26 protein-coding genes are annotated in these 24,929 nt (G+C 63.0%); 13 read left to right on the forward strand and 13 right to left on the reverse strand.

The window, feature by feature from the left end:
- Nucleotides 1-6 precede the first annotated feature (6 nt).
- The 8 genes from ACUSIJ_RS15600 to ACUSIJ_RS15635 all read left to right on the forward strand — a co-directional run bounded on the left by ACUSIJ_RS15600 (nt 7) and on the right by ACUSIJ_RS15635 (nt 7,409).
- Nucleotides 7-840, forward strand: a complete 834-nt coding sequence (locus ACUSIJ_RS15600) for an SDR family NAD(P)-dependent oxidoreductase (RefSeq protein WP_449309331.1) — start codon at nt 7-9, stop codon at nt 838-840.
- Complete coding sequence (locus tag ACUSIJ_RS15605) at nt 840-1,946, forward strand: mandelate racemase/muconate lactonizing enzyme family protein (protein WP_449309332.1); 1,107 nt, start codon at nt 840-842, stop codon at nt 1,944-1,946. The genes ACUSIJ_RS15600 and ACUSIJ_RS15605 overlap by 1 nt, the downstream gene beginning before the upstream one ends.
- The gene (locus ACUSIJ_RS15610; RefSeq protein WP_449309333.1) at nt 1,943-2,413 is read left to right on the forward strand and encodes a VOC family protein; all 471 of its coding nucleotides are present in this window, start codon (nt 1,943-1,945) and stop codon (nt 2,411-2,413) included. Before ACUSIJ_RS15605 ends, ACUSIJ_RS15610 begins: the two co-directional genes overlap by 4 nt.
- A 170-nt stretch (nt 2,414-2,583) precedes the next feature.
- Nucleotides 2,584-3,261: a GntR family transcriptional regulator gene (locus tag ACUSIJ_RS15615; protein WP_449309334.1), complete on the forward strand. Its 678-nt coding sequence runs from the start codon at nt 2,584-2,586 to the stop codon at nt 3,259-3,261.
- Nucleotides 3,262-3,514: 253 nt separating this feature from the next.
- Complete coding sequence (locus ACUSIJ_RS15620; RefSeq protein WP_449309335.1) at nt 3,515-4,123, forward strand: glutathione S-transferase family protein; 609 nt, start codon at nt 3,515-3,517, stop codon at nt 4,121-4,123.
- 275 nt (nt 4,124-4,398) lie between these two features.
- Nucleotides 4,399-5,391, forward strand: a complete 993-nt coding sequence (gene dctP, locus ACUSIJ_RS15625; protein ID WP_449309336.1) for a TRAP transporter substrate-binding protein DctP — start codon at nt 4,399-4,401, stop codon at nt 5,389-5,391.
- 135 nt (nt 5,392-5,526) lie between these two features.
- On the forward strand, nt 5,527-6,042 hold the full coding sequence (locus ACUSIJ_RS15630; protein WP_449309337.1) for a TRAP transporter small permease: 516 nt from the start codon (nt 5,527-5,529) through the stop codon (nt 6,040-6,042).
- A gap of 74 nt (nt 6,043-6,116) precedes the next feature.
- Nucleotides 6,117-7,409, forward strand: coding sequence for a TRAP transporter large permease (locus tag ACUSIJ_RS15635; RefSeq protein WP_449309338.1), 1,293 nt, complete (start codon nt 6,117-6,119; stop codon nt 7,407-7,409).
- A gap of 169 nt (nt 7,410-7,578) precedes the next feature.
- Here ACUSIJ_RS15635 and cas6e read toward each other — a convergent pair whose 3' ends face one another.
- The 7 genes from cas6e to ACUSIJ_RS15670 all read right to left on the reverse strand — a co-directional run bounded on the left by cas6e (nt 7,579) and on the right by ACUSIJ_RS15670 (nt 16,279).
- Entirely contained in the window at nt 7,579-8,307 is a 729-nt protein-coding gene (gene cas6e, locus ACUSIJ_RS15640) for a type I-E CRISPR-associated protein Cas6/Cse3/CasE (RefSeq protein WP_449309339.1), read from the reverse strand.
- Entirely contained in the window at nt 8,307-9,014 is a 708-nt protein-coding gene (gene cas5e, locus ACUSIJ_RS15645) for a type I-E CRISPR-associated protein Cas5/CasD (protein WP_449309340.1), read from the reverse strand. Before cas5e ends, cas6e begins: the two co-directional genes overlap by 1 nt.
- Nucleotides 9,011-10,174 carry a type I-E CRISPR-associated protein Cas7/Cse4/CasC gene (gene cas7e, locus ACUSIJ_RS15650; RefSeq protein ID WP_449309341.1) on the reverse strand — a complete coding sequence of 388 codons (1,164 nt, stop codon included), beginning with the start codon at nt 10,172-10,174 and terminating at the stop codon, nt 9,011-9,013. The genes cas5e and cas7e overlap by 4 nt, the downstream gene beginning before the upstream one ends.
- Nucleotides 10,167-10,712, reverse strand: coding sequence for a type I-E CRISPR-associated protein Cse2/CasB (locus ACUSIJ_RS15655; protein WP_449309342.1), 546 nt, complete (start codon nt 10,710-10,712; stop codon nt 10,167-10,169). Before ACUSIJ_RS15655 ends, cas7e begins: the two co-directional genes overlap by 8 nt.
- On the reverse strand, nt 10,705-12,264 hold the full coding sequence (gene casA, locus ACUSIJ_RS15660) for a type I-E CRISPR-associated protein Cse1/CasA (protein ID WP_449309343.1): 1,560 nt from the start codon (nt 12,262-12,264) through the stop codon (nt 10,705-10,707). Before casA ends, ACUSIJ_RS15655 begins: the two co-directional genes overlap by 8 nt.
- Nucleotides 12,265-12,497: 233 nt before the next feature.
- The gene (gene cas3, locus ACUSIJ_RS15665; RefSeq protein ID WP_449309344.1) at nt 12,498-15,044 is read right to left on the reverse strand and encodes a CRISPR-associated helicase Cas3'; all 2,547 of its coding nucleotides are present in this window, start codon (nt 15,042-15,044) and stop codon (nt 12,498-12,500) included.
- A gap of 311 nt (nt 15,045-15,355) precedes the next feature.
- Nucleotides 15,356-16,279, reverse strand: coding sequence for an AraC family transcriptional regulator N-terminal domain-containing protein (locus ACUSIJ_RS15670; RefSeq protein ID WP_449309345.1), 924 nt, complete (start codon nt 16,277-16,279; stop codon nt 15,356-15,358).
- A gap of 168 nt (nt 16,280-16,447) precedes the next feature.
- Between ACUSIJ_RS15670 and ACUSIJ_RS15675 the strand changes: the two genes are divergently transcribed.
- From ACUSIJ_RS15675 to ACUSIJ_RS15685, 3 genes are all read left to right on the forward strand, one after another.
- Entirely contained in the window at nt 16,448-17,518 is a 1,071-nt protein-coding gene (locus ACUSIJ_RS15675; RefSeq protein WP_449309346.1) for an aldo/keto reductase, read from the forward strand.
- Between the two features lie 28 nt (nt 17,519-17,546).
- Entirely contained in the window at nt 17,547-17,975 is a 429-nt protein-coding gene (locus ACUSIJ_RS15680; protein WP_449309347.1) for an Atu4866 domain-containing protein, read from the forward strand.
- A 74-nt stretch (nt 17,976-18,049) separates the two neighbouring features.
- A complete protein-coding gene (locus tag ACUSIJ_RS15685; RefSeq protein WP_449309348.1) occupies nt 18,050-18,556 on the forward strand; it encodes a nuclear transport factor 2 family protein in 507 nt (168 codons plus the stop codon).
- A 65-nt stretch (nt 18,557-18,621) separates the two neighbouring features.
- Here ACUSIJ_RS15685 and ACUSIJ_RS15690 read toward each other — a convergent pair whose 3' ends face one another.
- Nucleotides 18,622-18,813: a hypothetical protein gene (locus ACUSIJ_RS15690; protein ID WP_449309349.1), complete on the reverse strand. Its 192-nt coding sequence runs from the start codon at nt 18,811-18,813 to the stop codon at nt 18,622-18,624.
- Here ACUSIJ_RS15690 and ACUSIJ_RS15695 point away from each other — a divergent pair.
- Nucleotides 18,800-19,006 carry a hypothetical protein gene (locus ACUSIJ_RS15695; RefSeq protein WP_449309350.1) on the forward strand — a complete coding sequence of 69 codons (207 nt, stop codon included), beginning with the start codon at nt 18,800-18,802 and terminating at the stop codon, nt 19,004-19,006. The two genes, ACUSIJ_RS15690 and ACUSIJ_RS15695, sit on opposite strands and share 14 nt — an antisense overlap.
- Before the next feature lie 147 nt (nt 19,007-19,153).
- Here the strand turns inward: ACUSIJ_RS15695 and ACUSIJ_RS15700 are convergent, their stop codons facing one another.
- The 4 genes from ACUSIJ_RS15700 to ACUSIJ_RS15715 all read right to left on the reverse strand — a co-directional run bounded on the left by ACUSIJ_RS15700 (nt 19,154) and on the right by ACUSIJ_RS15715 (nt 23,247).
- Nucleotides 19,154-20,125 (reverse strand): ABC transporter ATP-binding protein, encoded by a 972-nt coding sequence (locus ACUSIJ_RS15700; protein WP_449309351.1) that lies wholly within the window; start codon nt 20,123-20,125, stop codon nt 19,154-19,156.
- Nucleotides 20,122-21,141 carry an ABC transporter ATP-binding protein gene (locus tag ACUSIJ_RS15705; protein ID WP_449309352.1) on the reverse strand — a complete coding sequence of 340 codons (1,020 nt, stop codon included), beginning with the start codon at nt 21,139-21,141 and terminating at the stop codon, nt 20,122-20,124. Before ACUSIJ_RS15705 ends, ACUSIJ_RS15700 begins: the two co-directional genes overlap by 4 nt.
- Nucleotides 21,138-21,926 carry an ABC transporter permease gene (locus ACUSIJ_RS15710; RefSeq protein WP_449309353.1) on the reverse strand — a complete coding sequence of 263 codons (789 nt, stop codon included), beginning with the start codon at nt 21,924-21,926 and terminating at the stop codon, nt 21,138-21,140. The genes ACUSIJ_RS15705 and ACUSIJ_RS15710 overlap by 4 nt, the downstream gene beginning before the upstream one ends.
- 340 nt (nt 21,927-22,266) lie before the next feature.
- Complete coding sequence (locus ACUSIJ_RS15715) at nt 22,267-23,247, reverse strand: aldo/keto reductase (RefSeq protein ID WP_449309354.1); 981 nt, start codon at nt 23,245-23,247, stop codon at nt 22,267-22,269.
- Between the two features lie 134 nt (nt 23,248-23,381).
- Here ACUSIJ_RS15715 and ACUSIJ_RS15720 point away from each other — a divergent pair, with 134 nt between their 5' ends.
- Nucleotides 23,382-23,984, forward strand: coding sequence for an amino acid synthesis family protein (locus ACUSIJ_RS15720; RefSeq protein ID WP_449309355.1), 603 nt, complete (start codon nt 23,382-23,384; stop codon nt 23,982-23,984).
- Between the two features lie 59 nt (nt 23,985-24,043).
- On the opposite strand, the gene ACUSIJ_RS15725 is transcribed toward ACUSIJ_RS15720, so the two are convergent.
- Nucleotides 24,044-24,787, reverse strand: coding sequence for a GntR family transcriptional regulator (locus ACUSIJ_RS15725; RefSeq protein ID WP_449309356.1), 744 nt, complete (start codon nt 24,785-24,787; stop codon nt 24,044-24,046).
- Nucleotides 24,788-24,929 lie beyond the last annotated feature (142 nt).

A 24,929-nucleotide genomic window follows, 5' to 3' on the forward strand; every position in this document is an offset into this window, starting at 1 on the left:
ACCGCGATGGCCGAGCAATTCCTGTCATCGCTTCCCAGAGGATTGGCGCCTTTTGCCCTGACGGATCGCGTCGCGTTGATCACCGGCGCGGGGCGGGGGATAGGCTTCTCCTTCGCCACCGGCCTTGCGCTCGCCGGCGCCCATGTGGTGATCAACGACCTGCACCACGCTGCCGCCGAGGCAGCGGCCGAGAAAATCCGCGCGCAGGGGGCAAGTGCCGAGGCATCCGTCTTCGACGTGACGGACCGGCAGGGCGTGGCCCAGGCCGTGGACGGCATTGTCGAGCGCAACGGGCGGCTCGATATCCTGATCAACAATGCAGGCATCCTGATCCGCAAGCCCATCGAACTCCACGACATGGACGACTGGAACCAGGTCATCAACGTCAACCTGTCGTCGCTCTATAACGTCTCCCGCGCATGCGTGCCCCATATGCGGCAGCGACACTACGGCCGCATCATCAATACCGCTTCCGTCATGGCGATCAGCTCGCGTCCGGGGGTGATCTCCTATGTCGCGGCGAAACATGGCGTGGTCGGGCTGACACGGGGACTGGCGGCGGAGCTCGGTCCCCACAGAATCACCGTCAACGCCATCGGGCCGGGTTACATTCTGACCGAGATGAACGCCAAGGTTCTCGGGCACGGCGATTTCGAGGAGACCGTCAACCAGCGCACGCCGCTTGCGCGCTGGGCGCATCCCGACGAATTGCAGGGTGCGGCGATCTTCCTTGCTTCCGACGCCGCGAGCTTCGTGACCGGGCATCTCCTGATGGTCGACGGCGGCATGACCGCCAATGCTTTCCTGACGGAAAGCGAAGATCTCGGAAAGGCAAGCTGATGGATGTCGGACCGCGCGTCACGCGCATCGATCTCGTCACGGCGCGCATTCCGTTGCCAGCCCCCGTGCAGCTCGGCACGCAGACCATCGTGCATCGCGACTACGTCGCGCTGCGGATGGAGCTGGAGGATTCCGCCGAGGGCTTCGCCTATGGCTATGACCGCGGTTTGCCGCTCTTCGACATCGTCCTGAAGGCGGTATCGGCCTATCTCGGCGAAGCGTCCTCCGACCGCAACCGGCTGATCCGTCAGGCACTGGGGCCGACGCCCGCACCCAGGGCGGCGATGACACGCGGGGCAAGTCTGTGCGATCTCGCTCTTTGGGACGCATGGTGCCAGAGCCGCCGATTGCCGCTGTGGGCAGTGCTCGGCGCGCAGCGCGGGCGTGTGCCGGTCATGCCGGTGATCGGCTACGGCATGACGCCAGAGAGGGCTGTGAGCGAGACGGCAGCGCTTGCCGCGCGCGGCTTCCGCCAGATCAAGCTGATGATCGACGGCGGCGACTTCGCGCGTGACCGGTCGGTGATGGAGGCCCTGGCCGGCGCGCTGCCCGGTGGGGTGAGTTTCGGCATCGACGCGCATTGGTCATGGAACAGTGTCGAGCAGGCGCTGCCCTGGTGCCGGCTGGCCGAGCGGCTGGGTGCCGTATTCGTCGAGGACCCTTTCGCGCCGACGCAGGCCGAAGCCGTTGCCGAACTCTCGTCGCGCCTCGATGTCCCGCTGGCGGTGGGCGAGGACACAATCGACATCTACGGGTTCAAGGCCCTGTCGGCGGCCGGCGGGATCCTGCGGGTCGATGCGACCGTCAGCGGCGGCCTGACGGGCGCCATCGAGGCGATCGCGCTGGCGCGGGCCTATTCGCGGCCCGTGATCCCGCATGTCTTTCCGCTTTTGCATGCCCAGCTTGGGCTGGCATTCGACACGGTCAGATGCGTCGAGATGATCATGCCGGAACTCGGCGCCGATCCCATCGATCGCTGTTTCCGCGAGACGCCGCGGCTCGATGCCGGCGACATCGTCGCACCGCAGGCTCCGGGCACCGGGCTGGCACTGGACTGGAACAAGATCGAACCCTTCGTCATTCGCCGGGAGGAACTCAAGGCATGAGCATCAATTCGTCCCGCTGGGGACATTCAACACTCGATCACACCGGCTTCATCACCGATGACATCGAAGCCTCGGTGAAATTCTGGACCGAGGTCATGGGGTTCGAAGCCAAGCCCATCGGCGAGCGCGTCCAGCCGTGGATCGGGACCTTCATGGGCGTGCCCGGGGCCAACGTGCGCCTCGTCCACCTTTACGGGCACGGCGGCCATATCGAGTTCATCGAGTTCCTCACGCCCAAGGGCGAACCGGTCCGGCCGGCGGGCAACGCGCCGGGCGCGGCGCATATTTGCCTGCGGTTGAAGGACGTCGCGGGACTGCGCGAGGACATCCTGGCCGCTGGCGGCTCCGATCAGGGTGACATGGTGGCCATCGGCGAGGGCATCGCGGCGGGACTGCGCGGGCTTTACATGCGAGATCCGCAAGGCATCCTGATAGAACTCGTGGAACTGCCGGCCGATGCCGCTTGAGCAGATTGCGGGGTGACGCGCTTTTGCAGATGGTCTATAGCGTTTTCGAGCGAAGTGGATACCGGTTCGCGTGAAGAAAACGCGTCAAACCAAAGAGTTAGAGAATTTCAGCGTTTCCATGAAACAATGAAGTACTCTGAGCACGGCAGTATGGTCGTGAGGAGAGGGATATGGCTGTCAAGCCGATGGTTCGTGAAAACCTGTCGACGCAATTATATAACAACCTGCGCACGGCTCTGATGGATGGCCAGTATTCTCCGGGCGAACGGCTGACCATCTCCTCGATCGCCGAAGAATATTCGGTGTCGATCACGCCGGTGCGGGAGGCCATCTTCCGCCTCGTCAGCGAGAAGGCGCTGGAAACCCGCGCCGCGACATCGGTGCAGGTGCCCGAGCTGTCGGTGGAGAGCCTGCGCGAGATCCAGAGCATCCGGGTCGAACTGGAGGGGCTGGCCGCGGCGCAGGCCGCGCTCAAGATCGATGCCCAGCAACTGGCCGAACTCGAGGAACTCAACGCGCGTTTCATCGCCAGTGTCGAGACGAGCCCGGCAACGGCGAGCTTGCTGAACCGGGATTTCCATTTCGCGGTCTTGCGCCTGTCGCGGATGCCTTACGTCGAAGGGATCTGCGAGAACATGTGGGTGCTGATGGGGCCGTTCCTGCGGACATTCCATTCGCGGATGCCGCTGCGCGAAATCCGGGGGGAGAACCACCGCCATTTCGATCTCCTCAGGGCGCTGCGCGCCCGCGACGCCGAGGCAAGCAGGCAGGCAATGCAGGCGGATATACGCTGGGGCGAGGAAATGCTGCGCACCATCGAGGCCGAGAGGAAGCAGGAAACGGCTTGAGCGGCACGGCCGGCAATTGTCGGGGCGCACGGCCGGCGAAAGCATCTGCCGCTGTTGAATAAAGGCCGTGCGATCGGAAGGACGTTTCGGGACGGTGATCCGGCCGAATGTCGTCTCAATCGGGGGACAGGCCGGCGCCGGCCATTCATTGCTCATTTTTGATCCGGGGCGGCAATCCCGCCCCTGTGCCTGCTTGCGCCGGCCGTCGGCCTTCGCGCGCATTTTCGAGGGTCTTCAACAGGGGAGCGATAAGGTGAAACTTTATTGTGGCATTACCTCGCCCTATTCGCGCAAGGTGCGCGTAGCGGCGGCAGAACTCGGCGCCGCGCTCGAGCTGGTCGAGACGAACGCGCTGGCTGAGACATCGGATTTCGGTCTTGTAACGCCGGTCAATCGCGTGCCGGCGCTGCTCACCGACGCGGGGCGACTGGTCATCGACAGCCCGGTGATCTGCGAATATCTCGATGCGCACTTCGGTCCGGCTCTGCTGCCACCGTCCGGCGCGGAGCGGTGGGACGTCCTGCATCTGCAGGCCCTCGGCGACGGCCTGATGGATGCGGCCGTGCCGTGGCGCTATGAAAATCAGCGTCCCGCGGTGCAGCAATCGCCCACCCGCATAGCGCTCTACCGCCGTTCCGTCCATCAGGTCGTGGCTGCCTTGGCGAAGGATCTCGGCACGCGCGGGCATGGGCAGCTTTGGTCGGGCGTGAATGTGGGCACGATCTCCGTCGCCTGCGCGCTGAGCTATTTCGAGTTCCGTTTCCCCGACGAGAGTTGGCAGCATGAGCATCCCGCCCTGAAACAATGGCTGGAGCGTTTCGCCGATCGCGCCTCGATGAAGGCGACCCCTTTCGCCCAATGACGGAAAGTGGGCCGGCGTCCGTCCGGGACAGGAATCGCAGAACATTTGCGGCCCCGGCGCGGCCCGGGAAGCGCCCTGATCGTCCAGGCTCATCGCATCATATGGTGCAGGAGCCAATTGAAGACTTGACGCAGCGCAAATGTGATGCATGATGCATGATACCTATCGGTGATGCCGCTGCATAAGACGAAAACACAAGCCAGTCATCGGTCCACCATCGCAAGATGCCCCAATAGGACCAGAGTCGCGAAAGCGACCTTCATGGGAGGAAAATAATGAAGCTGAATTTCACGCGTGCGGTGTTGCGCACTGCCGTCCTGGCAATGTCGCTGGTGGCCGCAGCCATGCCGGCCTGGGCGGCCAGTCCGACGCTGCTGCGGATGAACCTGGTCGTCTCCAATCAGGATCGGACCTTTCCCCTGTGGCAGGAGTTTGCCAGGGAGCTTGAAGACAAGTCCAACGGCACGCTGAAGGTCGAGATCTTCCCGAGCGAGGGTCTCGGCAAGACCGTCGACATGATCGAGGCCATCTCGCGCGGGGCGCCTGTGCTGCAGGATGGCGATCCGAGCCACCTGGCGAACCATGTCCCCGACTTTTCGATTTTCATGGCGCCTTATCTGCTGAAACACCCTGACGACATCGAGAAGGTGTGGAATTCGCCCCTGGTGGCCGAATGGGAAAAGAAGTTGCAGGAGCAGGGGTTGCGCTTGGTGACGCTGGTCTATTTCGGCACCCGTCACCTGCTGTCGAACAAGCAGGTCCATAGCCGCGACGATACGCGCGGCATGAAGCTGCGCAACGCACCGACCAAGATGTGGAATGAAGTATCGCGCGTGCTGGGCGGCAACCCGACCAATACTGCATGGTCGGAGGCCTACAGCGCGCTTGAACAGGGCGTGGCCGATGGTGCCGAGGCGCCGCTCGCGCTGTTCTATTCCTCTAAGCTGTTCGAAACCCGCCCCTACATCTCGCTCACGGGCCATCTTGTCGCGACCACGGCGATCATCATGAGCCAGAAGGTCTACGACAACCTGCCCGAGGACGCGAGAAAGGCGATCGACAGCGTCGGCCGCGCCGAGCCTGCCAAGCGTGTGCCCAGGATTCTGGCGATCGAGGAGGAGTTCCGCAAGATTCTGGAAGAACACGGCCGCGTCTTCAACGAGGTGGATCGCAATAGTTTCCTTCAGGCGGCCAGCGAAACTCCCACGCACTTTCCGGAATGGAGCGAAGGGACCTATGATCAGATCCGCGCTCTGACGGAGAAGTAGGGATCGCCCGTTTCACCCCGCCCGGCAACGGATCCACCGGCTGCGCCCCTGGTCTTTGGCCGCCTTCGACCTTCCCGCGCCAGCCTCGCCTTCCTTTGCCGGGCGACCCTGCATCGATGTTTGAGCGGGTTAGCCATGACCAAACGCAAGCCCATGTATGTCGTTCGCTACGTTCTTGGCAGTATCGAACCGGTTATTTCATCCGTGGCCTTCACGGTGATGCTGACGGTGATCTCGGCCAACGTCATCCTCCGCTTCACCACGGGCAATTCCCTCGTGTTTACCGAAGAGATCGCCTATCTCTCCTTCGGCTATTCGATATTCTTCGGTGTCTCGATGCTGTTCCGCATACGCGGAATGATCGCGGTGGATCTGCTGGTCGACGCCCTGCCGCCGCGATTGCAGCATCTTGCCAATATCGTCTGCTATGTGATCCTTGTCATCGTGAACGGTTACGCCGCTTATCTGGCCTATAAACTTGCGGCCAGCAGCTGGGTGCGCAAGACCGCCTTCCTCGAAATCCCCTATTTCTACGTGAATCTCGCACCGTTGATCGCCTTCGGGTTGATGACCGTCTACAGCCTCTGGTTTCTTGCTCTGCTGTTCCGTGATGAGGAACTGCCCGGGGTCGCCCTGGAAGAGCAGGTCTGAGGCAAGAGCAATGACGCCCGTCCATATCATTCAGCGGCTCGTCGGCGCGGGCCAATTGTGGGGCCGGACCTGAGATGACCTTTCTTTCATTCGTTCCGCTGCTCGCGATGTTCGGACTGTTCCTGCTCCGAGTGCCCGTCGCCCTGGCGTTGGTTGGATCCGCAGCACTTTACTTCACGTTCATCAACGATCTGATGCCGACCGAGATGATGGTGCAGAACTTGATGGCGACGACGGAGGCCTTCTCCTATCTGGCCATCCCGCTGTTCACCTGCGCGGGTGTGGTCTTCAACTATTCGGGCATCACCGAGAAGATCATCAAGCTTTCCGAGACGCTGGTCGGCCATTGGCGCGGCGGCATGGGGCAGGTGAACGTGCTGGTCAACGCGCTCCTGGGCGGTCCCTCCGGATCGGCCAACGCCGACGCGGCCATGTGCACCAAGATGATCGTCCCGGAGATGACCAAGCTCGGCTACGACAAGGCGTTCTCGACCGTGGTGACCGCGGCTTCGTCCTGCATCGCGCCGATCATCCCGCCGGGGATCATTCTGATCCTGTATGCGCTGGTCTCCGACGTGTCGATCACGCGCATCTTCTTTGCCGGATACTTGCCGGGCATCCTGATCTATATCGCACTGGCGATCACGGTCGCGATCATCGCGCGTCGTCGCAACTACCGCGCCTCGCGCGAGACGCGGGCAAGCGGGCGCGAGATCGTGGTGCAGCTGCTCGACTCGAGCTGGGCGCTTTTCCTGCCATTCGGTATCCTGATGGGGCTGCGCTACGGCCTTTTCACGCCGACCGAGGCGGGTGCGGTCTGTGTCCTCTACTCGATCTTCGTCGGCGCATTCGTCTATCGCAAGCTCAAGCTGCATCATCTGCCCGCGATCATGCTGGAATCCGCGCTTGCGACGGCCGGCGTGATGTTCCTGATCTGCGCCGCGAACGCCTTCTCGGCCTATCTGACGTGGGAAGGCATACCGGGCATGGTCGCCTCCGGGCTGACGTCGTCGATCTCCGACCCGCTGGTGATGCTGATTGTCATCAACCTGATCCTGCTTGCGGTGGGCGCCTTCTTTGAAGGAGGCTCGGCCATGATCCTCATGGCGCCGCTCTTCGTGCCGGTGATCACCGGCATGGGGATCGATCCCGTTCACTTCGGGATCGTGATGTCGATCAACCTGACCATTGCCGGTTTCACCCCGCCCGTCGGCACGATGATGTTCATCACCATCTCGATCGCCAACGTCAGGATGACGGACTATATCCGCGAAAGCTGGCCATTCCTCTTTGCGTTGTTGGTGGTACTATTCCTGGTGACGATCTTTCCAAGTATATCGCTGATCGTACCGGAGCTCTTCCTTTAGATTGGCCTGACAGCTTTGGATCTGATGACATGAGGTGGCCGTCCATCAGAGTGATGATGTGAAACAGGGTCCGATGGCGTTGACCCCCAAGCATCAAGCGAGGGGCAACCATGGACTATTATGCCCTGGGGTCTATCTCCGTGCGCGCGGAGGAACCCCTTCCCATGGTTTACCGCTCAGGCACGGGCGCATCGGGCGGGCGCAGCATCAGCATTCCGTAACCATAGGCGCGGTGGCGGCCGATGCCCTGCGCCAACGCCCTGGCGAAGGCTTCCGGATCGGTCACGGTCAGCGTGCCATGCATCGTGGCGTCCGGCCCCTCGATCCCGCGGCTCTCGCGCAGAACCCGCTGGCGCTGGAACCGGACGAGCCGGGCGGTCTCGAGCCGGGCGCCTGGAAGGCGCTCGGTCAGCCAGTCGCGATAGACGGCCTCGCGGGTGCGGCCGGCGTCAGCCATGCCCTTCGGGTTGTCGGCGTGATCACGGAAGGCTTCCGAGACGAAGGCATCGCGCTCGCGCACCCGTGTTCCCTCGGTCAGCCGCCGTACCGGACGCAGCCGCACGTCGAACCCCAGCCGCTGGCCCGCCCGCGCGTCCGGCATGGGTTTGGCGCGCAGCAGGTCCAGCATCACGGCCTCCAGCATGTCGGGCGGGGCGACCATGCGGGCCGTGTCGGTCAGCGCTGCCGCGTCGCGGTCGGCATAGGCGTAGAGCGACCAGTCGCCCCGCCCCGGATCGAAGAGGCGGAAGGGCTGCAGCACACCCTTGCCGAAGAGGGCGGAGAGCAGAAGGTGCAGCACCGCCCCATCATCCTGCGTGCCCCCGGGGCCGAAACCGCGCCCCTTTGCCCAGAGGGCGAAGGCGCGGGGAGGGATCGGCAGGTGAATAAGATGCAGCATCAGGATTGTCCGGCGGGGGTGATCCGCCCCTCCGCCACGCGGCGGGTGCCGCCGTGCAGCCCGCTTCGCCAGTTGCGGCGGTCCGCGATCTCTTGGCTCTTGCCGGCGGCGGCGGGCCAGAGCGCGCGCATCTCACCATTCCCCGGCACGGCGATCAGCGCGGCGCGGGCATCCACCGCCTCGACCCACCTGTTAGCCTCCTGCGGGGCGAGCAGATAGTCCGCCGGCAGACAGCCCTTGCGACCGAGGAACAGCGGGCGCGCCGGACGGTCGAGTGCGGCGGCGATGTGGTCTAGCGTGGGGGCTTCATCTGCGGGGGAGAGATTGAGCACCACCGTCATGCGGGTGTCCGCGTGATAGTCGCGATAGCGGATGTGCGGGCTGTCATAGGTCGCGGCCCCACCGGCACGCTCCTCGATCCTGCCGCGCGTGGTCCAGCCCCTGTCATTGGCGCCGAGCTTCACGGTCTGGAAATCGGTCATCCGGCCGAGAGGCGGTTCCGCCTCGCGCCGCGCGCCGAAGACGAGCCGCTCCTGAAGCCGGTCCAGGAGGTCGGTTTGGTACCGCTCATAGCCCAGCGCGTTGGCGAGAAGCCCGGTGATCGCCGAGGCGGCGGGAAAGTCCCGCGTCGCGCCGCGGGAGTCGATCGCCGTGCCGCCGAAACTCGCGAGCGGCGCGTTGAGCCGCAGCACCAGCCAGCGCATCATGCGGCCTCCAGAATCGTGTCACGCACCCATTGCATGATCTCGGGCAGGGAACCGCGCGCCGCACTGGGCGGGACGGTTTCATCGTCGTTGCGCAGCGACAGGAAACGGCGGGCCTCGCCGGTCTGGTAAGCGGCGTCGAAGGCGGCGAGCTGCTTTTTCAATTCCTTCTCCGCCGCCTCGGTGCTTGCTTCGGTCGGCGTGCGGAACGCCTCGGCCAGGGATCGCGGCTGACGGTCTCCGGCCTCGACCAGCAGTGTCGTCGCATAGCCGTAGGGCGCGGTGGAGCCGAGCTTGGCGCCGGGCGTGACGGTGGCGATCAGGCCCACGAGCCGCGCCGCCACTTCCGCCGCCATGCTCCGGTCGGCGGCGAGCCAGTCCTTCGCCCGCGCTCCGGTCAGGTTCGAGACCAGCCCCGGCATGTCGATCACGACATAGCCGTAGAAGAGGCCCGAGGTCAGTTCTGACGCGCCGATATGGTCGGCTCCGGTTTCGTCTTCGGCCAGATCGTCCACCACGGCGAAATAGTCGCTTTCGCTTTGTTCGGCATGGGTGGTGAAGGCGTGGGCGACATGGATCGGTGCGTCGATGTTAGCCTCCGTGTCGGAGGTCACCATGCGCCCGAACAGCGCCGCCGTGAGGCCGCCGGGCAAGAGCGCGCCTTCGCGCATCGCCTTCATCGTGTCCTTGAAGGGCTTCGCCCGGGTGAATTCCTCAGCGGCTTTCTTCGCGGCTTCGGCATCCTCTGCAGCCTGGGCGATCTCGGCGAATTTTTCCGCAAGGAAGCGCAGTTCGGGCTCCCCGAACAGCAGCGGCTGGCGGTTGCTCTTGCCCTTGGCCGCGTCCTTGCCGTAGATGGCGATCTGGAAGGCGGGCTCGATCGCGTCGAGGATGTCGGTGGCGACCCTGCCTTCCAGCGGCACGCGGAGCCGCTTGGTCACCAGTTGGCGCGAGCGCACGGCCTCTTCCGCCCCTTCGATGCCGTGGATCGAGAAGATGCCGTTATCCACACGCCAGTGCCGCTTCAGGCATTGCGACGAGATGCGGGTGCGGGGCGCCCCGCCATAGGGCAGACGCTTCGCGAGCCCGCTGTCGTCGCGGTTCAGAAGGACGGCGGAATAGCTGTGCAGGCTGTGGATTTGCAGGAAACGCGGCTCAGGCATTGGAATCCTCTTTTCGGGCAGCCGCGTCGGCGGCGTAATAGTCTTTGGCAAGGCGGCGCAGCGGATTGCCCGGTGCGGCCCGATCGGCGTTGGGGAAGAGCAGCAGCTTCGCCAGTTCCCGCGTATCGAAACGGGCATCCTTGTTGGCCAGCACCCGCACCAGCCGCATCAGCGCCTCCCGCCGCTGGGGAAGAGGGGAGTTCAGCACCTTCGCCACCCGCAATTCGCTGACGCCGGCCTCGAATAAAGCCCGTCCCAAGGAGGTGTCCGCATCGTGGGCGCTGCGTTTTTCCGGGTTGGCGCCGGTGGAGGTCAGCAGCGCCAGCGCGGTGATCACCCATTCCCAGTCCAGGTCCTTGCCGGCCTGCGCCGCCAGTCCCTGCCCGTGGTAGATGCGCCAGAAACTCGCCACCCCGTCGCCGGGAGAGGCGCGGCGCAGTTCGGCCAGCGGGCCGGGCGGCAGTTTCGCAAGCGCCACGCCAAGGCCGAAGACTGCATCGCCGAGGCTTTTTGCTGTTGAGGCTTCAGGTTCAGGCATCGGCCGTTTCCTGTTGGGGAAAGATCAGACTGCGGTCGTTGACGAGAGCACTCTTGCTGCCCCAGAGCGCGCCGTAAAACGCCCCCGGCGCCCGGACTCGCGCCCGCCAGCGGTGTTGGCTGGGACAGGGGATGAATTCGGCGGCCTCGGTCAGCAATTGGTCGGCATATTTGATCAGATGGCGCAGATAAGAAGCCTTCGCAGCCTCGCCCTGTTCATGACGTTTCTGAAGTACGTCGAAGAAGTTCGCATCTGCCTCGGCTTCCAGCCGCCGGATATAGGGTTCGGCATGGGCGTAATCGTCCTTACCCGGCTTTTTCGGCGCGCCGCCTATGGTGACGACAGCGCAGGCGAAACGCAGAGCGGAGGAAATCTGTGCGATTTCCTTCTGTTGAAGGTCGGCGACCTGGCCGAGCGTCTGGCGGCGCTCGGCACTGGCAAGTGCTCGAATCAGACCGCGCCGCACGGGCACGATGCGCTCGTGAAAACCTTCGGTCTTGCCCTGTCCGCGTGTTATGCCGCGCGCAACCAGCATCATGTCGCCCTCACCCGGCTGAGCCTCCATCGCCGGGGGCAGGCGGAAAATTCGCGTCTTCCCGTCGCCGAAAAGAAGCCGGCACAGGACCCTGTAGGAATAGCCGCGCGCGTTCAGCGAGAACGCCTTGCCCTCGGCATCGTTCACCGGCGCCCAGAAATCGCCGGTCACGCCGTTGCTCGCCTTGGCATCGATCCGCGCTGCTGAGGTGCCGATACCCCGCACGATGAAGCCGTCGCCCTGCGGCGCGAAGCGGATGCGGCGGCAGATTTCGATGAACCACGGGTCGAGACGTGAGAGCCGCAAGCTCGCCTTGCCATCCCAAGGTTCCAGCCACAGCAGAGCAAGGCCCTCGTCATCATAGAGTTGATAGATGTCCGGCTGTTTCTCCCGCAGCGCCAGCATGGCGCGGATGTCGCGGCGCAGATGCGCACCCGGTCCGCCTGTGATGGGAGCGAGGCCCAGAAAAGGGCGGGCGGAGAACCCGCCGTTCATGCGGGCGATGCCGTACATGGTCGCGCCCAGAAATCCCTCCATCGTCTGCAGGCTGATCAGGGCGAAGAGCCATTCGTCGAGCTCGGCCTCTGTCGCGACCGCCGATTTCAGGTCGAAGTTCTTGGCGGTGATCAACACATCCAGCGCATCGGGCGTGGGGATGGTGTTCTTCAACACCGACAGGTTTCCCTCCGGCACCGGCGGTTGCAGGAAGGCGGGTTTCGACAAGTCGGCAACCACCAGACACCACGGCTCGTCCGCCCCGTCGGTCAGGGCCAGCAGCACTTCGGCCCAGCGTCCCGCATCTTCCGGTATTTCCTGTTCATCCGCGCGGTAGAGCGCGATGGCGGCAAGGTAGGCGAGGAACATGTGCCAGGCATGGCGCTGATGCGGGCGCAGGCCGGAGAAGCTTTCCACTTCGTCCCGCATCAGGGCGGCGAGGGTTTCAGAGAGGGTGAGGCGGCGCAACCCGCCACCGATGATGACGCGGATGATGGTCGTGGAGAGAACGTTGTATATCATCTACCCCCGCCTGTGCGAGGAAGCATCCATCTACCCAATACACTACTATATCTATACGGGCTTATCCCCGCATAGAACTCGCGTGGGGTGCTGATTTGTTGCTTATTTCCCCAGGTGATACTTCGCTGTCCGGTCGATCCCATCGGAAGGCCGCCTGCTCGAATGATCATGGGCATCAGCATACGGCGACGTCGCTGTGCATCAAGCCAGTAAATAAAGTATATAAATAATGGTCAATTTGACACGTGAGAGAGTCCGAACCTGTCATACACCAGCCCCGCCGCGTCGAAGGCAAGGCAGCCCGGCCCGCTCTCGCGCCATTCCTTTCCGCTCGCATCGGCCAGCCCGTCGATGGGCCAATGTCCGGGGACGGAAATCTGCGTGACTGTTGCTCCGAACGGGCCGACAGTGCCGTCGGCGAAAGGCACCTGCACCCGGTCGGCTCCGATCCGGGTCAGGATTTTCACATCCTCGGGAAAGCAATCGTCAGCGGTGCCGTCAAAAGCGCGGCTGCGGTCGATCAGGTTCAACCGGGCGATTTGTCCCTTGGCGATCCTGGAGCCGATCATCCGGCCGCGTGCCGCCGTCCATTCCGTTCCCAGTTCCTCCGCCAGACGGTCGAGCGTTTCCGGATCGGTCCCGGCCTCGACCAGCTTCCGGTTGTCCTCGGGAATGGTCCATGTGGCGCCCGTGCCGATCAGGCGGCGCACCGCCTCAAGCCCCGTGATATCCGGATAGACACCGCCACCCTCCCGGTTCGCGCCAAGACCGAAGCGCAGGAGCCCCGCCACGGGTTCCAGCAAGGCTGGCAGCAGCACAACGCAGCGGGCATTGCCGAAACCCGCTGGCCGATCCTGCCGGGCGTGGCGATGCAGTCGCCCGATCCGCTGTAGAAGAATGTCGATGGGACAAAGGTCGGTGATCAGATAATCCGCATCGATATCAAGGCTTTGCTCCAAAGTCTGACTCCCGCAGACGATCCGCCCGCCGGCGGGTGAGCTTTTGCCCATGGCCTCTTCCACCGCCGCATCCAGCAGGTGGCGATCCTCGGCGGCGAAACGGCCGTGGTGGGGGCAGGGGATGCCGTTCACCGAAAGAAGCGGCGCGGCCGGGTCCAGCGCCTCGATGGCGTGCTGGACGGCCACGACCTGATCGACGGTGTTGCGGATCACCAGCACCCGCGCACCTTTCCGCGCGGCGTCGAGCGCTGCGCACGCGATGGCCTCCGGGTCGGCTATCAGCGGCGTGGAGGTCACTTCAACCGTCTTCTGACGGTCCGGTCCACCGGGGGCGATATGGGTTTCCTTGCGTCCCTCGGTCCAGCTCAGGGCCGGATAAGCCGGGTGGCGGTCGGGTTTCGCCTGTGGACCGCCCAGAAACTTTGCCCGGGTGGCGGCGCCGAGGGTTGCCGACATCAGCAGCGCATGGCCGCCGCGCGCGACGTGGTCGCAGACGACACACTCCACAACGGCACTCATGTAGCTGTCGGAGGCGTGTACTTCGTCAATCACGAGATAGCTGCGCGCCAGCGTGGCGGCGCGAAGATGCGCCCATTTCACCTGCAACCCGGCCAGCATGACCTGATCGACCGTGCCCACCGCCACCGGCGCGGCGAGGAAGCGGCGCGGCGTCTCGGCCGACCAGCGCGCCTCGCGTTGGGCGGCGTCGGGGTCATCGCTCCATTCCACGCGCCAGTCCGGCAACGCCCAGCCTTCGGCCTCGCCTGCCTTCAGATAGCCGGGGAGGGCCAGAAAGCATTCCGCCCGGAAGGCTTCGCGGGCGGCGCGGTTGATCCGATTGTGGATCTGGGTGGCTGCGGCGCGGGTCGGCACGGCGAAATACAGCCCGTCCACAAGCCCGGCGGCGAACAGGCGGAGAAAGCGCAGGAATGCCGCTTCGGTCTTGCCCGATCCGGTTTCCGATTCCAGCACCGCGAGGCGGATGTGGAGCGGCAGATCGGCCAGCGCCTTTTGCATCGGGCGTGCATCAGCCTTCTCAAGCCAGCCGAAAAGTCGAGTGAGAGGGGCTTCCACGAAAGCGTCCCGCAGCGCCGTCACATCCACCCGGATACGACGCAACACCTCGGCTGCATCTTGAGGAGCGGCGTTCTGCCGGTCCAACGGGAAATCATCTTCGCGCGATCCGATCTGATCGGCCAGCGCCACAAGCCCCGCGAAGAAATGCTGAAGCTCAGGGCTGTGAGGCAGTTCCGGCCCCGGCCCGAAAGCCAGCGGATAACGGGCGCGGCATTCCCTTCCCACGACGGTCGCCGCCTGAACGGGGTCATAACCGTCGCGCGGTTTCCAGTCTGCAGCGTGGGCAATTTCCCCGCCGTTGATCGGTCTGCCGTGATGGGCGAGCGCGGCAAGAAGCAACCTGTCCGCAGCCTCTCCCCAATTCGCCATTTCCGGAAGTGCCAACGCCCTCGCGACGGCCTGCCCCTCGGGCGAAAATACCTGCCAACCCTGCGCCGTGTGTCCGGCCTTGAGTCCCGGGTTCATTGCCCTGGCCTGAAACGCGCTGCTGAGCTTGCCCAGATCGTGCAGATAGGCCAGCACACAAAGCCGCTCAATCGTCACCAGATCGGGATCATGACCGATCGCCGCAGCCAGCCGTGCGCGATAGAGCGGCAGGCGGATCAGCGCGGCGAAACACGCCGCCACGTCGGCCATATGATCCGTAAGCGGCAACCATATGGCCGGGACGGCGGAATATTTCCCCCAGGCGAAAGGTGGCAAAGCCATTGGAGTGTTGGGGTTCTGAAAAGTGGTGGACGACATTTTTTATGCTTTCAGAATAAAAAGAAAACATGATAATTATATCATTGTAGTCACAAATTGGAATGTGACCGAATTTAAAATTTCTGCGGAGAGTGATTGTTTGTTATTGCCTGATCCGTAGTGAAATTCTGAAATGGTAAGCTTATAAAAGGGGAATGTGCCGCGATTTTTATGCCTGAGATATTAAAAAATATAACGATATTTCCATTTTTGTCTGAATAGACAGTTGCACTGCATGTCGGTATCGCTGGTCGCCCCCGCAACCAACCTCACAAAGAAGGAGAGCGCCCCAAGCGTGGCTGTCGGCCTCTTCACGCGGCGACCTCCGGTTCCTGCGTAACGGGTCGGCTTTCGACTGTGTTACGTAACCGGCTGGCGTGCCTCGCGGGGGGCATGCCGAAGATCCGCGCATAGTCGCGGCTGAACTGCGAGGGGCTTCCGTAGCCCACGCTGAAGCCCGCGCTGGCCGCATCCATGGCGTCGCTGACCATGAGCCGCTGGGCCTCCTGCATACGCAGATGCGTGCGGAACTCAAGCGGGCTCATCGATGTGATCGCCTTGAAATGGGCATGGAAGGTCGAGCGGCTCATGCCTGCGATCTCCGCTGCCTGTTCGATCGGGCAGACGTCCCGGAAATGGGTTCTGATCCAGACGATCGCGCGGGCGATCTGGTTGAGCCGGCTGTCAGCCTGCGCCATCTGCCGGATGATGTTGCTGCTGGCTCCCGTCAAAAGACGATAGAGGATTTCGCGGATCGTCAGCGGGGCGAGCGCCTCGATGTCTTCCGGCGTGTCCAGCAGGCCCACCAGGCGTAACGCGGCACCGAGCAGCGCGGGCGTGGTCTTGTTCAGTGTAAGTCCCGCGGCAACCTCTCCCGCGTCGGGATGCCTTGCCGGATGGTGGATGGCGAGTTCGCCGAGCACAGCCATGTCGAGATCGATTTGCAGGCACAGATATGGCCGGTCCGCAGTCGCTTCGATGACTGCCCCCATGACAGGCAGGTCCACCGACGCGATCAGGTAGCTTGCCGGATCGTAGATAAAGGCGGTCGTTCCCAGCACGGCCCGCTTGCGCCCCTGCGCAACGAGGCAAAGCGTTGGCTTGTAGATGACGGGCATAGGCATCGTGGGCGTCGACGAGCGCAACAGCTTCACCCCGGGCAGCGGACACGGATGCGTGCCGTTCTCCGGGGCGTGGCGACCGATGATGTCCGTCAGGGCGGTAAGCTGTTCCATGTCCCACTTATCCCACGCGGGCAGGACGCTGAAAAGAAGGAAACGGTCACCTTCGGACAATCGTGCAAGCGTTTCGGATATATCGTCTACCGCCGACACGGCGGGATCGGCCAGATTCCAGGGCAGGAAAACAGCGACGTGTTCGCTTTCATCGGAGAGAGCCCATCCATGTCAAAGACCACTGCCCTTAACCACTATCGGTTGCTGGGACGATCCGGCGTGCGTGTTTCGCCCCTTTCGCTCGGCACCATGACCTTCGGCTCCGACTGGGGCTGGGGAGCGGACGGCGCGGAGGCGAAGCGCATTTTCGACGCTTACGTCGATCGCGGCGGCAACTTCGTCGATACGGCGGTCAACTATACCAATGGCACGTCCGAGCGAATCCTCGGCGGCCTGATCAGGGACAAGCGCGAGCGCATCGTGCTCGCCACCAAGTTCACCATGGCGCGCGACCATGGCAATTCCAATTCCGGCGGCAATCATCGCCTCAATCTCGTGCGCTCGGTCGAGGCCAGCCTGCGCCAGCTCGACACCGACTGCATCGACCTCCTTCATGTGCATGCGTGGGACTTCACCACCACACCCGAAGAGGTGATGCGCGGCCTCGACGATCTCGTCCGGGCCGGGAAGATCCTTTATGTCGGCATCTGCAACACGCCGGCCTGGCGCATCGCGCAGATGCAGACCATCGCCGATCTGCGCGGCTGGTCGCCGTTCGTCGCTTTGCAGATCGAATACAGCCTCGTCGAGCGCACGGTCGAATATGAGCTGATACCGATGGCGCAGGCGATGGGCCTCGGGGTTCTGCCATGGTCGCCCCTGGGCGGCGGCATCCTCACGGGCAAGTACAGCCGTTCGGACCTCTCGGACGAGAATGAGGCCAACGTCTCCCCGACGCGCAAGGGTATCATCGCCTCGACCGGCCACCTGACCGAACGCGCGCTGGATATCGCCGATGTGGTGGGCGAAATCGCCGGGGAAATGGGCGCCACGCGGTCTCAGGTCGCGCTCGCCTGGACGCTGCGCAATCCTGCAGTGGTCTCTCCGATCATGGGCGCACGCACGCTTGCTCAGGCAGAGGACAATTTCGGCGCGCTGAACATCATCTTCACCGACGGACAGCTCGAACGCCTGGAGCAGGCCAGCGCCCCCGCACCGATCTTTCCCGCGCGCTTCATCTCGCGGCCAATGGCGCAGCAGCTCATGTTCGGCGGCACGACAGTCGAGGGCCGCAGGTAAGTCTTGCACGATTTGAGGATCAAACCCGATGACCAGTCATTCCGTAAAGCAAGCGAGCGTTGCCGCAAGCGCGCTATTAATCTTGGCGCTTGCTGTCCAGAGCCAAATCGCGTCGGCGCAGTCCCCGGCTCTACAAGCGGACCGGCTGTCCCCGGCCGACCCCGCGCGCGGGTCGAGGGACGTCCTGATCCTCGCCAATCAAACGGAGACAAAGATGCATCAACACCCCTATGTCGGCATGTGGGTCACTGCGGACGGACACATTCGCCAGGAACTTCTTCCCAATGGACGGTACGACGAGGCACGCGGCACTCGGAAAAGTGCTTACCGGGGTCGCTATGAGATAGCCGGGAACCACATCAATTACTGGGATGACACTGGCTTCATCGCGGACGGCATCTTCGTGACCAGGGACGAGCTTCACCACGGCGGCATGGTGTTCTTCCGTGAAAAGTGACCAGCATGCCCAGCGTCGGGACGAGAAGGCTCTCCCGGTTCCTGGTGGCCACCCCGCATTGAAAGGATATGTGGATGAAACTTGGCCTTCCTTTTATGCGCAGCCCACTCATCGCTTTGGCGCTTATCGTCAACGCCACGGCTGCGCAGGCGAACACGGAAGACAGTCAGAGGGAAGAACATAACGAGGCGATCGTACGCGAGGCGTTCGAAGCTTGGTCGTCCGAAGGCGGCAACGTGTTTGGGATCCTCTCGCCTGACGTCAAATGGACCATCCTCGGCTCTGGGCCGGTCGCAGGCACGTACAAAGGCGTAGAGGAGTTCCTTCGGCGCGCGTCGCTTCCTCTGGTTCAAAGGTTGGCTACGCCGCTCAGGCCGACAGTGCATCACATCTGGGCGGCCGGGGACATGGTCATCATCCGCTTCGATGCGTCTTCAACAACCACCTCCGGCAGGCCTTACAACAATCAATTCGTCTGGATCTTCAGGTTGGACAACGGGAAGGTTGTGGAGGCCGAAGCGTTTCTCGATCTGGTCGCCTATCAGGAGGTGGTGGACAATAACCAGCCTCGCGCGCAGTAGGCCGAAGTCTGCAGGTGGCTGTAAAAGCAGGCAGCAGGCCTGGCTGCGCGGCGTGCGTGGATGTCTCACGCGAACGTCACGTCGGTCAGGTGTTGGGACGTCTCCCAGAGGCGAGCCGCGACGACGGTATCCAGCGCCTGCCTGGGCGGTTTCTCCTCGGCCGGACAGCCGCGCGTCCAGCCCAAAGGATGAGCATGATCCATCATCGCGACATCGCTACTGCCATGAAGCTTGCCTTGATCGATGGACGGATACATCGTCAACATCGCCGATGAGGCGCCCACCTCGATCTATGGGCTCGTCGCGCTGGTCGGCGGAACAATGGAGCCGTCTTCGGTACCGCTCGGCAATCCATGGCACCTCCACTTGGATGTCTCGCTCACGCGCAGCCCCGGTTTCCAGCCGATCGTGCGGACCGTCTATCAGGCAGCACAGGAAAACCTGATGTGACGCGCGCCGGCGACCGTTGAGCATCCAGGGCATATCCGGCCCTTCACAAGCGCCCTCGACGGCATTTCCTTGCTCATATCAAGAAGGCGCTCCAGGCAGAAACTGCAAAGAGCGACCTCCTGAGCACCTGATCCATAAGAAGCGCAGTCATAATATGTCATCGCGCAGACAGGCTTTGCTATGGCCCCGCGAGACCTCTCTCAACTCCGGCACTTCCCGCGAACAGGCCGGCAGGGCATAGGGACAGCGTGTATGAAATACGCAGCCGGGAGGCGGCGCGACCGGCGTCGGAACGTCTCCTTTCAGGATGATGCGCTTCCTCCTCGCCTCCATATCCGGAATCGCGGAGATGAGGGCTTCGGTATAGGGATGCTTCGGCTCGCGGACGATGCTTTTGCTCGGACCGATTTCCATGAGCCGGCCCAGATAAACGATCGCGATGCGATCCGACAGATATTCCATGATCGCCAGATCGTGGGAAATGAACAGCATGGTGAGGCCGTGCTGCTCCTTCAGGTCCTCCAGCAGCCGGATGATCTGCGCCTGAATAGACACGTCGAGCGCCGAAACCGGTTCGTCCGCCACGATGAAGCGGGGACCGACCGCGAGGGCGCGTGCGATGACGATACGTTGACGCTGGCCGCCCGATAGTTCGGCCGGTCGCCGGCGCATGAAGTCGGCCGGCAGAGAAACGTCCGCAAGCAGTTTCTCGACGCGGTCGGCAAGCTCGGATCCTTTGGCAAGCGACTGGACCCGTAGCGGTTCGGCCACGACATCGGCTACGCTCATGGTTGGATCGATTGATGCATAGGGATCTTGGAATATGATCTGTGCGGAACGGCGGAAATTGCGCAGCTTCGCAGCGTCGAAGCGCAGAACGTCCTCCCCCGCAAAGGTGATCTGGCCGGACGTCGGCTCAACCAGCCGCAGCACGGCGCGGCCGATCGTCGTCTTGCCCGACCCCGACTCGCCCGCAAGACCAAGCACCTCCCTCTGAGCGATATCGAATGACACGTCCTCGATGGCGTGTACATGGCCTACCACCCGCGAGAACAGGCCTTGCTTGATGTCGAAATATTTCTGCAGGTTCCTGATCTGCATCATTGGAGAAGTCGTCATGCTTCAGCGGTCCGAAGTTCGCGCCAACGATGACAGCGCACCCGCCAGTTTTCCGCCGCGCGCTCGAGCGAAGGCGGTCGCCTATCGCAGAGACCCGGGACACTGTGCGGGCAGCGTGGATGAAATGCACAGCCCTCGGGGAGCTTCGCAAGGTTCGGGACGTTGCCGGGGATCGGCTCGATCTTGCGGTCCGTTGCGCCCAACTCGGCGCGGGAGCGCATGAGCGCGGCAGTGTAGGGCATGCGCGGATGCCGGAAGACCTCCGGCAAGGGGCCCTCCTCCACGATCTGGCCAGCATACATCACAAGAACGCGCGACGCGATCTGGCTCACCAATCCGAGATCGTGCGAGACGAAAAGAATTGCCATATGCGTCTGTTCCTGAAGAGATTTCAGGATGTCGATGATCTGCGCCTGGATAGTGACGTCCAGCGCCGTCGTCGGCTCGTCGGCGATCAGCAAAGCCGGTTCGCCACTCAGGGCCATTGCGATCATCACGCGCTGGCGCATCCCGCCGGACAATTGATGCGGATAGCTGACCAGGCATTTCTGCGGACTTGGCACGCCCAGCCTGGTCAGCAGTTCCAACGCGCGCGTCCGCGCTTCAGACCGTGGCATGGAACCGTGCGTGCGCAGCGCTTCCACGATCTGGTCGCCGATGCGGTGCACCGGATTGAGCGAAGACATCGGCTCCTGGAATATCATCGCGACATCGTTGCCGCGCAGCCGGCGCAACTGCCGCTCGGAGGCGCCGACGACGTTGAGGTGCGAACCGTTCTTGCGGCGGATACGGATTGCGCCGCTGACGGAGACCTTTTGCAGCGGATGCAACCCGAGCAGGGTAAGGCCTGTCGTGGACTTGCCGGAACCCGACTCGCCCACGAGCGCCAGCACCTCGCGTCTGCCGATGGAGAAGGAGACGTCCCTCACCGAATGCACGTTCACAGCCTTGGCATGGAAGACGACATCTACGCCTTTCACTTCGACGAGCGGCGTATTGGGATCGGTGGCGGTCATTCAATATTCGTTCCAATAAGATAGAAGCCGAATACGGTCAGGGCGACCGCTGCGCTGGGCGCGAGGCTCATCATCGGGTTGATCGCGAGATAGTCGAACCCCGTGCGAACCATAGCCCCCCAGTCGGGAGTCGGCGGTGGAACGCCCAAGCCCAGAAAGCTGAGACTTGCCGAGGTGAAGATGGAGTAGGCGACGGTCAGGGCGAACTGGGCGGCGATGATGCGCAGAATATTCGGCCAGATATGGGCGCGGATGATCCAGAATGTACCCGCTCCCGCCGCTCGGGCCGCTTCGACGAAGACGGATTCCCGGATGGCGAGGGCTTGACCCCGGGCGAGCCTGGCAACGCGCGGCCAGTTGACGAAGCCCAGGACCAGCGTGAGGTTGAGAAGTGTCGGTCCCATGACTGCGGCGATGATGAGCGCCAGCACGAGGCCGGGCAGAGCCACGAAGAGGTCTATGAACTGCCGCGCAACCAGATCGACCCGCCCGCCCAGATAGCCCGCGGCAAGCCCTATCGGCAGGCCGACGATGAGAGCGATGATGGATGCACCGATGCCGACGATCAGTGACGAGCGGCCGCCATAGAGCAGTCGTGAGAAGGTGTCCCGGCCGAGATCGTCCGTTCCGAGCAGATAGGTGGAATCGGGCGGGCTCAGAAAAAATACGCTGCTCTGCGTTGGGTCGAACGGCGCCAACAGGGGAGCAAGCGCGACAACCACGACGATGGCGAGAACAATCACACTGCCAGCGAGTCCCAGCGGGGTCGAAAAAAGCGTCTTCATCCCTGGCACCGCCTGTGCGCGGCATCGCTTGCTCCGCGGATTGGGACTGTTTCGACAGGAATATGGGCTGCCCTGAACATTGAGCGGGCTCCTCGACCGTTAATGCATGACGAAGAGAGCAGCCGCTGACTCGCCGGAGTCGTCGATCATGATCGCCCGTGGCTCACCATGCCCGCGCCATGCGTCCGCTTCGGCCCCGCGAAACGCGCCGTCTGTCAATAGCTCGAATTGCCGCATTGGTTGTCTGACTCCGTGTTCCCCAACTGTATTGTTGTCTTATGGCATACCAACGTTGTTGCTGGCTGCACGTGCTGTCAAGCCGCGACGATGGTGGCTTGTTTCAGTGGCCGCCGCCACGTGTCGACCGTGGCAGGTAGGCCGCTTCGATGCGCCTGATTGCATCTTCGTCAAGCTGGACCGACAGGGCGGCGACGGCTTCGTCGACATGCTCCAGCCTGGTTGGCCCGACGATCGGGGCCGTGACGCCCGGCTGCGCGAGTGTCCAGGCCAGCGACGCCTGCGCGGGGGTTATCCCTTGGGCGGCGGCAACCCCCGCCACGGCGTCGAACACGGCATAGTCTGCATCCCGATGATAGTATTTCAAGGTGTATTCGTCGGTCCGGTGACGTTCGGTTGCAGCTTCGGAGTTGCGCCGGTCAGCACAGAGGAAACCCCGTGCCATGGGGCTGAAGGGCGTGACTGCGAGGCCCCTGTCGCGGCAGAACGGCAGCAACTCCCGTTCCGCTTCCCGATGGCAGGCATTGTATTCGCATTGCATGGAGCGAAAAGCGGCCAGCCCCCGACTGTCCGCCAGCGAGACGCAGCGAACGAAGCTCCAGGCGGGCATCTGCGCCGCGCCCACGTAAAGCACCTTGCCCGATTTCACGATGGCATCGAACGCATCGATCATCTCATCCAGATCGGTGTCCGGGTCCCAGACATGCGTCTGGAAGAGATCCACGTGATCGGTTTTCAGGCGCCGTAGGGAAGCGTCGATGGCATCGAACAGGTGCTTTCGCGAGAATCCCCGGCCGTTGACATGCTTCGCCATCGGGCTGCCGGCCTTCGTTGCCAATACGATCTCGTCGCGGCGCGCATATTCCCATAGCCGGTTGCCCAGGATCGTCTCGCTCGCCCCCGCGGAATAGTAGTCGCATGTATCGACGAAATTAATGCCCGCTTCCAGCGCGCGCCGAATGATCGGGCGGGCTGCCTCCTCGGGGAGAACCCACGACCGCCAGGCAGGGTCGCCAAACCCCATGGCGCCGAGGCCTATCCTCGATACCTTGATGTTCGTGCGGCCGAAACGGACATACTGCATCGACAATTCCCTTGTGATCTCATATAAGATGGTATACCATCTTATGGCATAGTCAAGTTTGAAATCCCACCTAGTCCTGGTTTCTCCGTGAGCCCGCAAGGAAGCCGACTGGACTGTCAGAAAGAGGTCGAGGTATGGAACAGTTGTTGCGGAAGATCGTGGTCAGCACGGAGCACATTTTGCTCGAAGGAAGCAGGAGGGTCGAAAAGCCCTGGCGGATGGCGGCAGCGGCGGCCGTGCTGACCAATCCCTGGGCGGGACGCGGATTCGTGGCTGACCTCGCCGTTGAAATACATGACATTGCTCCGAAGCTCGGCACCACCCTCGTTCCGCTTCTGCTTGAGGCAATAGGCGGTGCAGATAAGGTCGAGGCCTATGGCAAGGCGGCGGTCGTCGGCGTCAACGGCGAGGTCGAGCACGCGTCCGCCCTGATTCACACGCTGCGGTTCGGAAACCAGTTGCGAGAGGCTGTATCCGGAGTCTCGTTCCTGCCCTTCACCAACAAGCGGGCGGCTGCGGGGTGCTCGATAGATATTCCGCTCAAACATATCACGGCCGAAGGTCAGCGTTCGCATTTCCTGACCGCGACGCTATCGATCGCGGACGCGCCCGGCCCCGACGAGATCGTGGTAGCGATCGGCGCATCGACGGGCGGCCGCCCCCATGCACGGATCGGCGACAGGTACGAGGACATGAAAGCGATGGGCGTCGATCAGACGGGAGCCGTGCCGGCCTGATTTTGCTCGGGCCGCGCCGATGAAATTTGCGAGCAGCATCCGTCGGGCCGGGTTTCCTGCTATTCCGGAGCGTCGAAACCGGGGCTGTCAGCTGTTCGCGCGTTCGGCCCGTCCTGTTCCTGCTCCTGCTTCTGCAGAAGTTGATCGGCAAAGCTGGCCGAGCGGGCCACATAGCCCCGGCACGCCTCCGCGGCTGCAGGCCCATCGCGATGCTCCAGGGCTTCCACGATCAGTTTCATCTGTGCCATGGAGCCGATGAGACGTTCTCTGGGCGCTACGCGGATGGTAGCCTGCCGGAGGAGGTTGATGCGTGTACGCAAGGTGTGGACCAGCGAGAAGGCCGTCTCGTTGCCTGCTCCAGCAAACAATATTTCAAAGAAGCGGTTAATTTCGCTGCTGTATGCCTCGGCATCCGTGAGCGAGACGCGTTCGACGCGTTCATACGCCTCGCGGATCGCCTTCATATCGTCCTCGCTCGCCCGTTCGGCAAAGTGGCGGGCCGCTTCTGCCTCCAGGGCCATGCGGACTTCGTAGATTTCGAGAGCCTGCTTTCGGTCCAGCACGGAAACGAACATGCCTTTCGTGCCACGGCTTTCGACGAGCCGTTCCGACTCCAGATACCGCAGCGCTTCGCGAATGCTGCTGCGGCTGACGCCTACCTGCTCGCACAGATCCCGTTCGACCAGCCTTTGTCCCGGCTTGAGATGGTTGGAAAGGATGGCGTTGCGCAGCGTCCTGAGCGTGCGCTCTCTGAGTGGTTCGACTTCCTTTTTGACCCAAAGCGAATTTCCGGTCCTGGCCATGGTCCCTCCCAGCAAATCAGCATGGCCTCTGCCGGGCCTTGCCGCAGTTGTCATATGCCTGTCCTAACAAACACGTCATCGGGGACAAGCCATTTCATGTTGAACCTCAACGGGTACGGCCTCAAAAAAATGATGGCAGGAT

Source organism: Pseudochelatococcus sp. B33, assembly GCF_053570585.1.

Bases quoted from the DNA above. Each gene is read 5' to 3' on its own strand.
- ACUSIJ_RS15600 (WP_449309331.1), top strand. From the start codon at position 7: ATGGCCGAGCAATTCCTGTCATCGCTTCCCAGAGGATTGGCGCCTTTT.
- ACUSIJ_RS15690 (WP_449309349.1), bottom strand. From the start codon at position 18,813: ATGTATCCGTCCATCGATCAAGGCAAGCTTCATGGCAGTAGCGATGTC.
- dctP (WP_449309336.1), top strand. From the start codon at position 4,399: ATGAAGCTGAATTTCACGCGTGCGGTGTTGCGCACTGCCGTCCTGGCA.
- ACUSIJ_RS15705 (WP_449309352.1), bottom strand. From the start codon at position 21,141: ATGACCGCCACCGATCCCAATACGCCGCTCGTCGAAGTGAAAGGCGTA.
- ACUSIJ_RS15720 (WP_449309355.1), top strand. From the start codon at position 23,382: ATGGAACAGTTGTTGCGGAAGATCGTGGTCAGCACGGAGCACATTTTG.
- cas7e (WP_449309341.1), bottom strand. From the start codon at position 10,174: ATGCCTGAGCCGCGTTTCCTGCAAATCCACAGCCTGCACAGCTATTCC.
- ACUSIJ_RS15675 (WP_449309346.1), top strand. From the start codon at position 16,448: ATGTCAAAGACCACTGCCCTTAACCACTATCGGTTGCTGGGACGATCC.
- ACUSIJ_RS15685 (WP_449309348.1), top strand. From the start codon at position 18,050: ATGAAACTTGGCCTTCCTTTTATGCGCAGCCCACTCATCGCTTTGGCG.
- ACUSIJ_RS15655 (WP_449309342.1), bottom strand. From the start codon at position 10,712: ATGCCTGAACCTGAAGCCTCAACAGCAAAAAGCCTCGGCGATGCAGTC.
- ACUSIJ_RS15725 (WP_449309356.1), bottom strand. From the start codon at position 24,787: ATGGCCAGGACCGGAAATTCGCTTTGGGTCAAAAAGGAAGTCGAACCA.
- ACUSIJ_RS15635 (WP_449309338.1), top strand. From the start codon at position 6,117: ATGACCTTTCTTTCATTCGTTCCGCTGCTCGCGATGTTCGGACTGTTC.
- cas3 (WP_449309344.1), bottom strand. From the start codon at position 15,044: ATGTCGTCCACCACTTTTCAGAACCCCAACACTCCAATGGCTTTGCCA.
- ACUSIJ_RS15670 (WP_449309345.1), bottom strand. From the start codon at position 16,279: ATGGAACAGCTTACCGCCCTGACGGACATCATCGGTCGCCACGCCCCG.
- ACUSIJ_RS15700 (WP_449309351.1), bottom strand. From the start codon at position 20,125: ATGACGACTTCTCCAATGATGCAGATCAGGAACCTGCAGAAATATTTC.
- cas5e (WP_449309340.1), bottom strand. From the start codon at position 9,014: ATGATGCGCTGGCTGGTGCTGCGGCTCAACGCGCCGCTCGCGAGTTTC.
- ACUSIJ_RS15610 (WP_449309333.1), top strand. From the start codon at position 1,943: ATGAGCATCAATTCGTCCCGCTGGGGACATTCAACACTCGATCACACC.
- cas6e (WP_449309339.1), bottom strand. From the start codon at position 8,307: ATGCTGCATCTTATTCACCTGCCGATCCCTCCCCGCGCCTTCGCCCTC.
- ACUSIJ_RS15715 (WP_449309354.1), bottom strand. From the start codon at position 23,247: ATGCAGTATGTCCGTTTCGGCCGCACGAACATCAAGGTATCGAGGATA.
- ACUSIJ_RS15615 (WP_449309334.1), top strand. From the start codon at position 2,584: ATGGCTGTCAAGCCGATGGTTCGTGAAAACCTGTCGACGCAATTATAT.
- ACUSIJ_RS15695 (WP_449309350.1), top strand. From the start codon at position 18,800: ATGGACGGATACATCGTCAACATCGCCGATGAGGCGCCCACCTCGATC.
- ACUSIJ_RS15605 (WP_449309332.1), top strand. From the start codon at position 840: ATGGATGTCGGACCGCGCGTCACGCGCATCGATCTCGTCACGGCGCGC.
- ACUSIJ_RS15680 (WP_449309347.1), top strand. From the start codon at position 17,547: ATGACCAGTCATTCCGTAAAGCAAGCGAGCGTTGCCGCAAGCGCGCTA.
- ACUSIJ_RS15710 (WP_449309353.1), bottom strand. From the start codon at position 21,926: ATGAAGACGCTTTTTTCGACCCCGCTGGGACTCGCTGGCAGTGTGATT.
- casA (WP_449309343.1), bottom strand. From the start codon at position 12,264: ATGATATACAACGTTCTCTCCACGACCATCATCCGCGTCATCATCGGT.
- ACUSIJ_RS15630 (WP_449309337.1), top strand. From the start codon at position 5,527: ATGACCAAACGCAAGCCCATGTATGTCGTTCGCTACGTTCTTGGCAGT.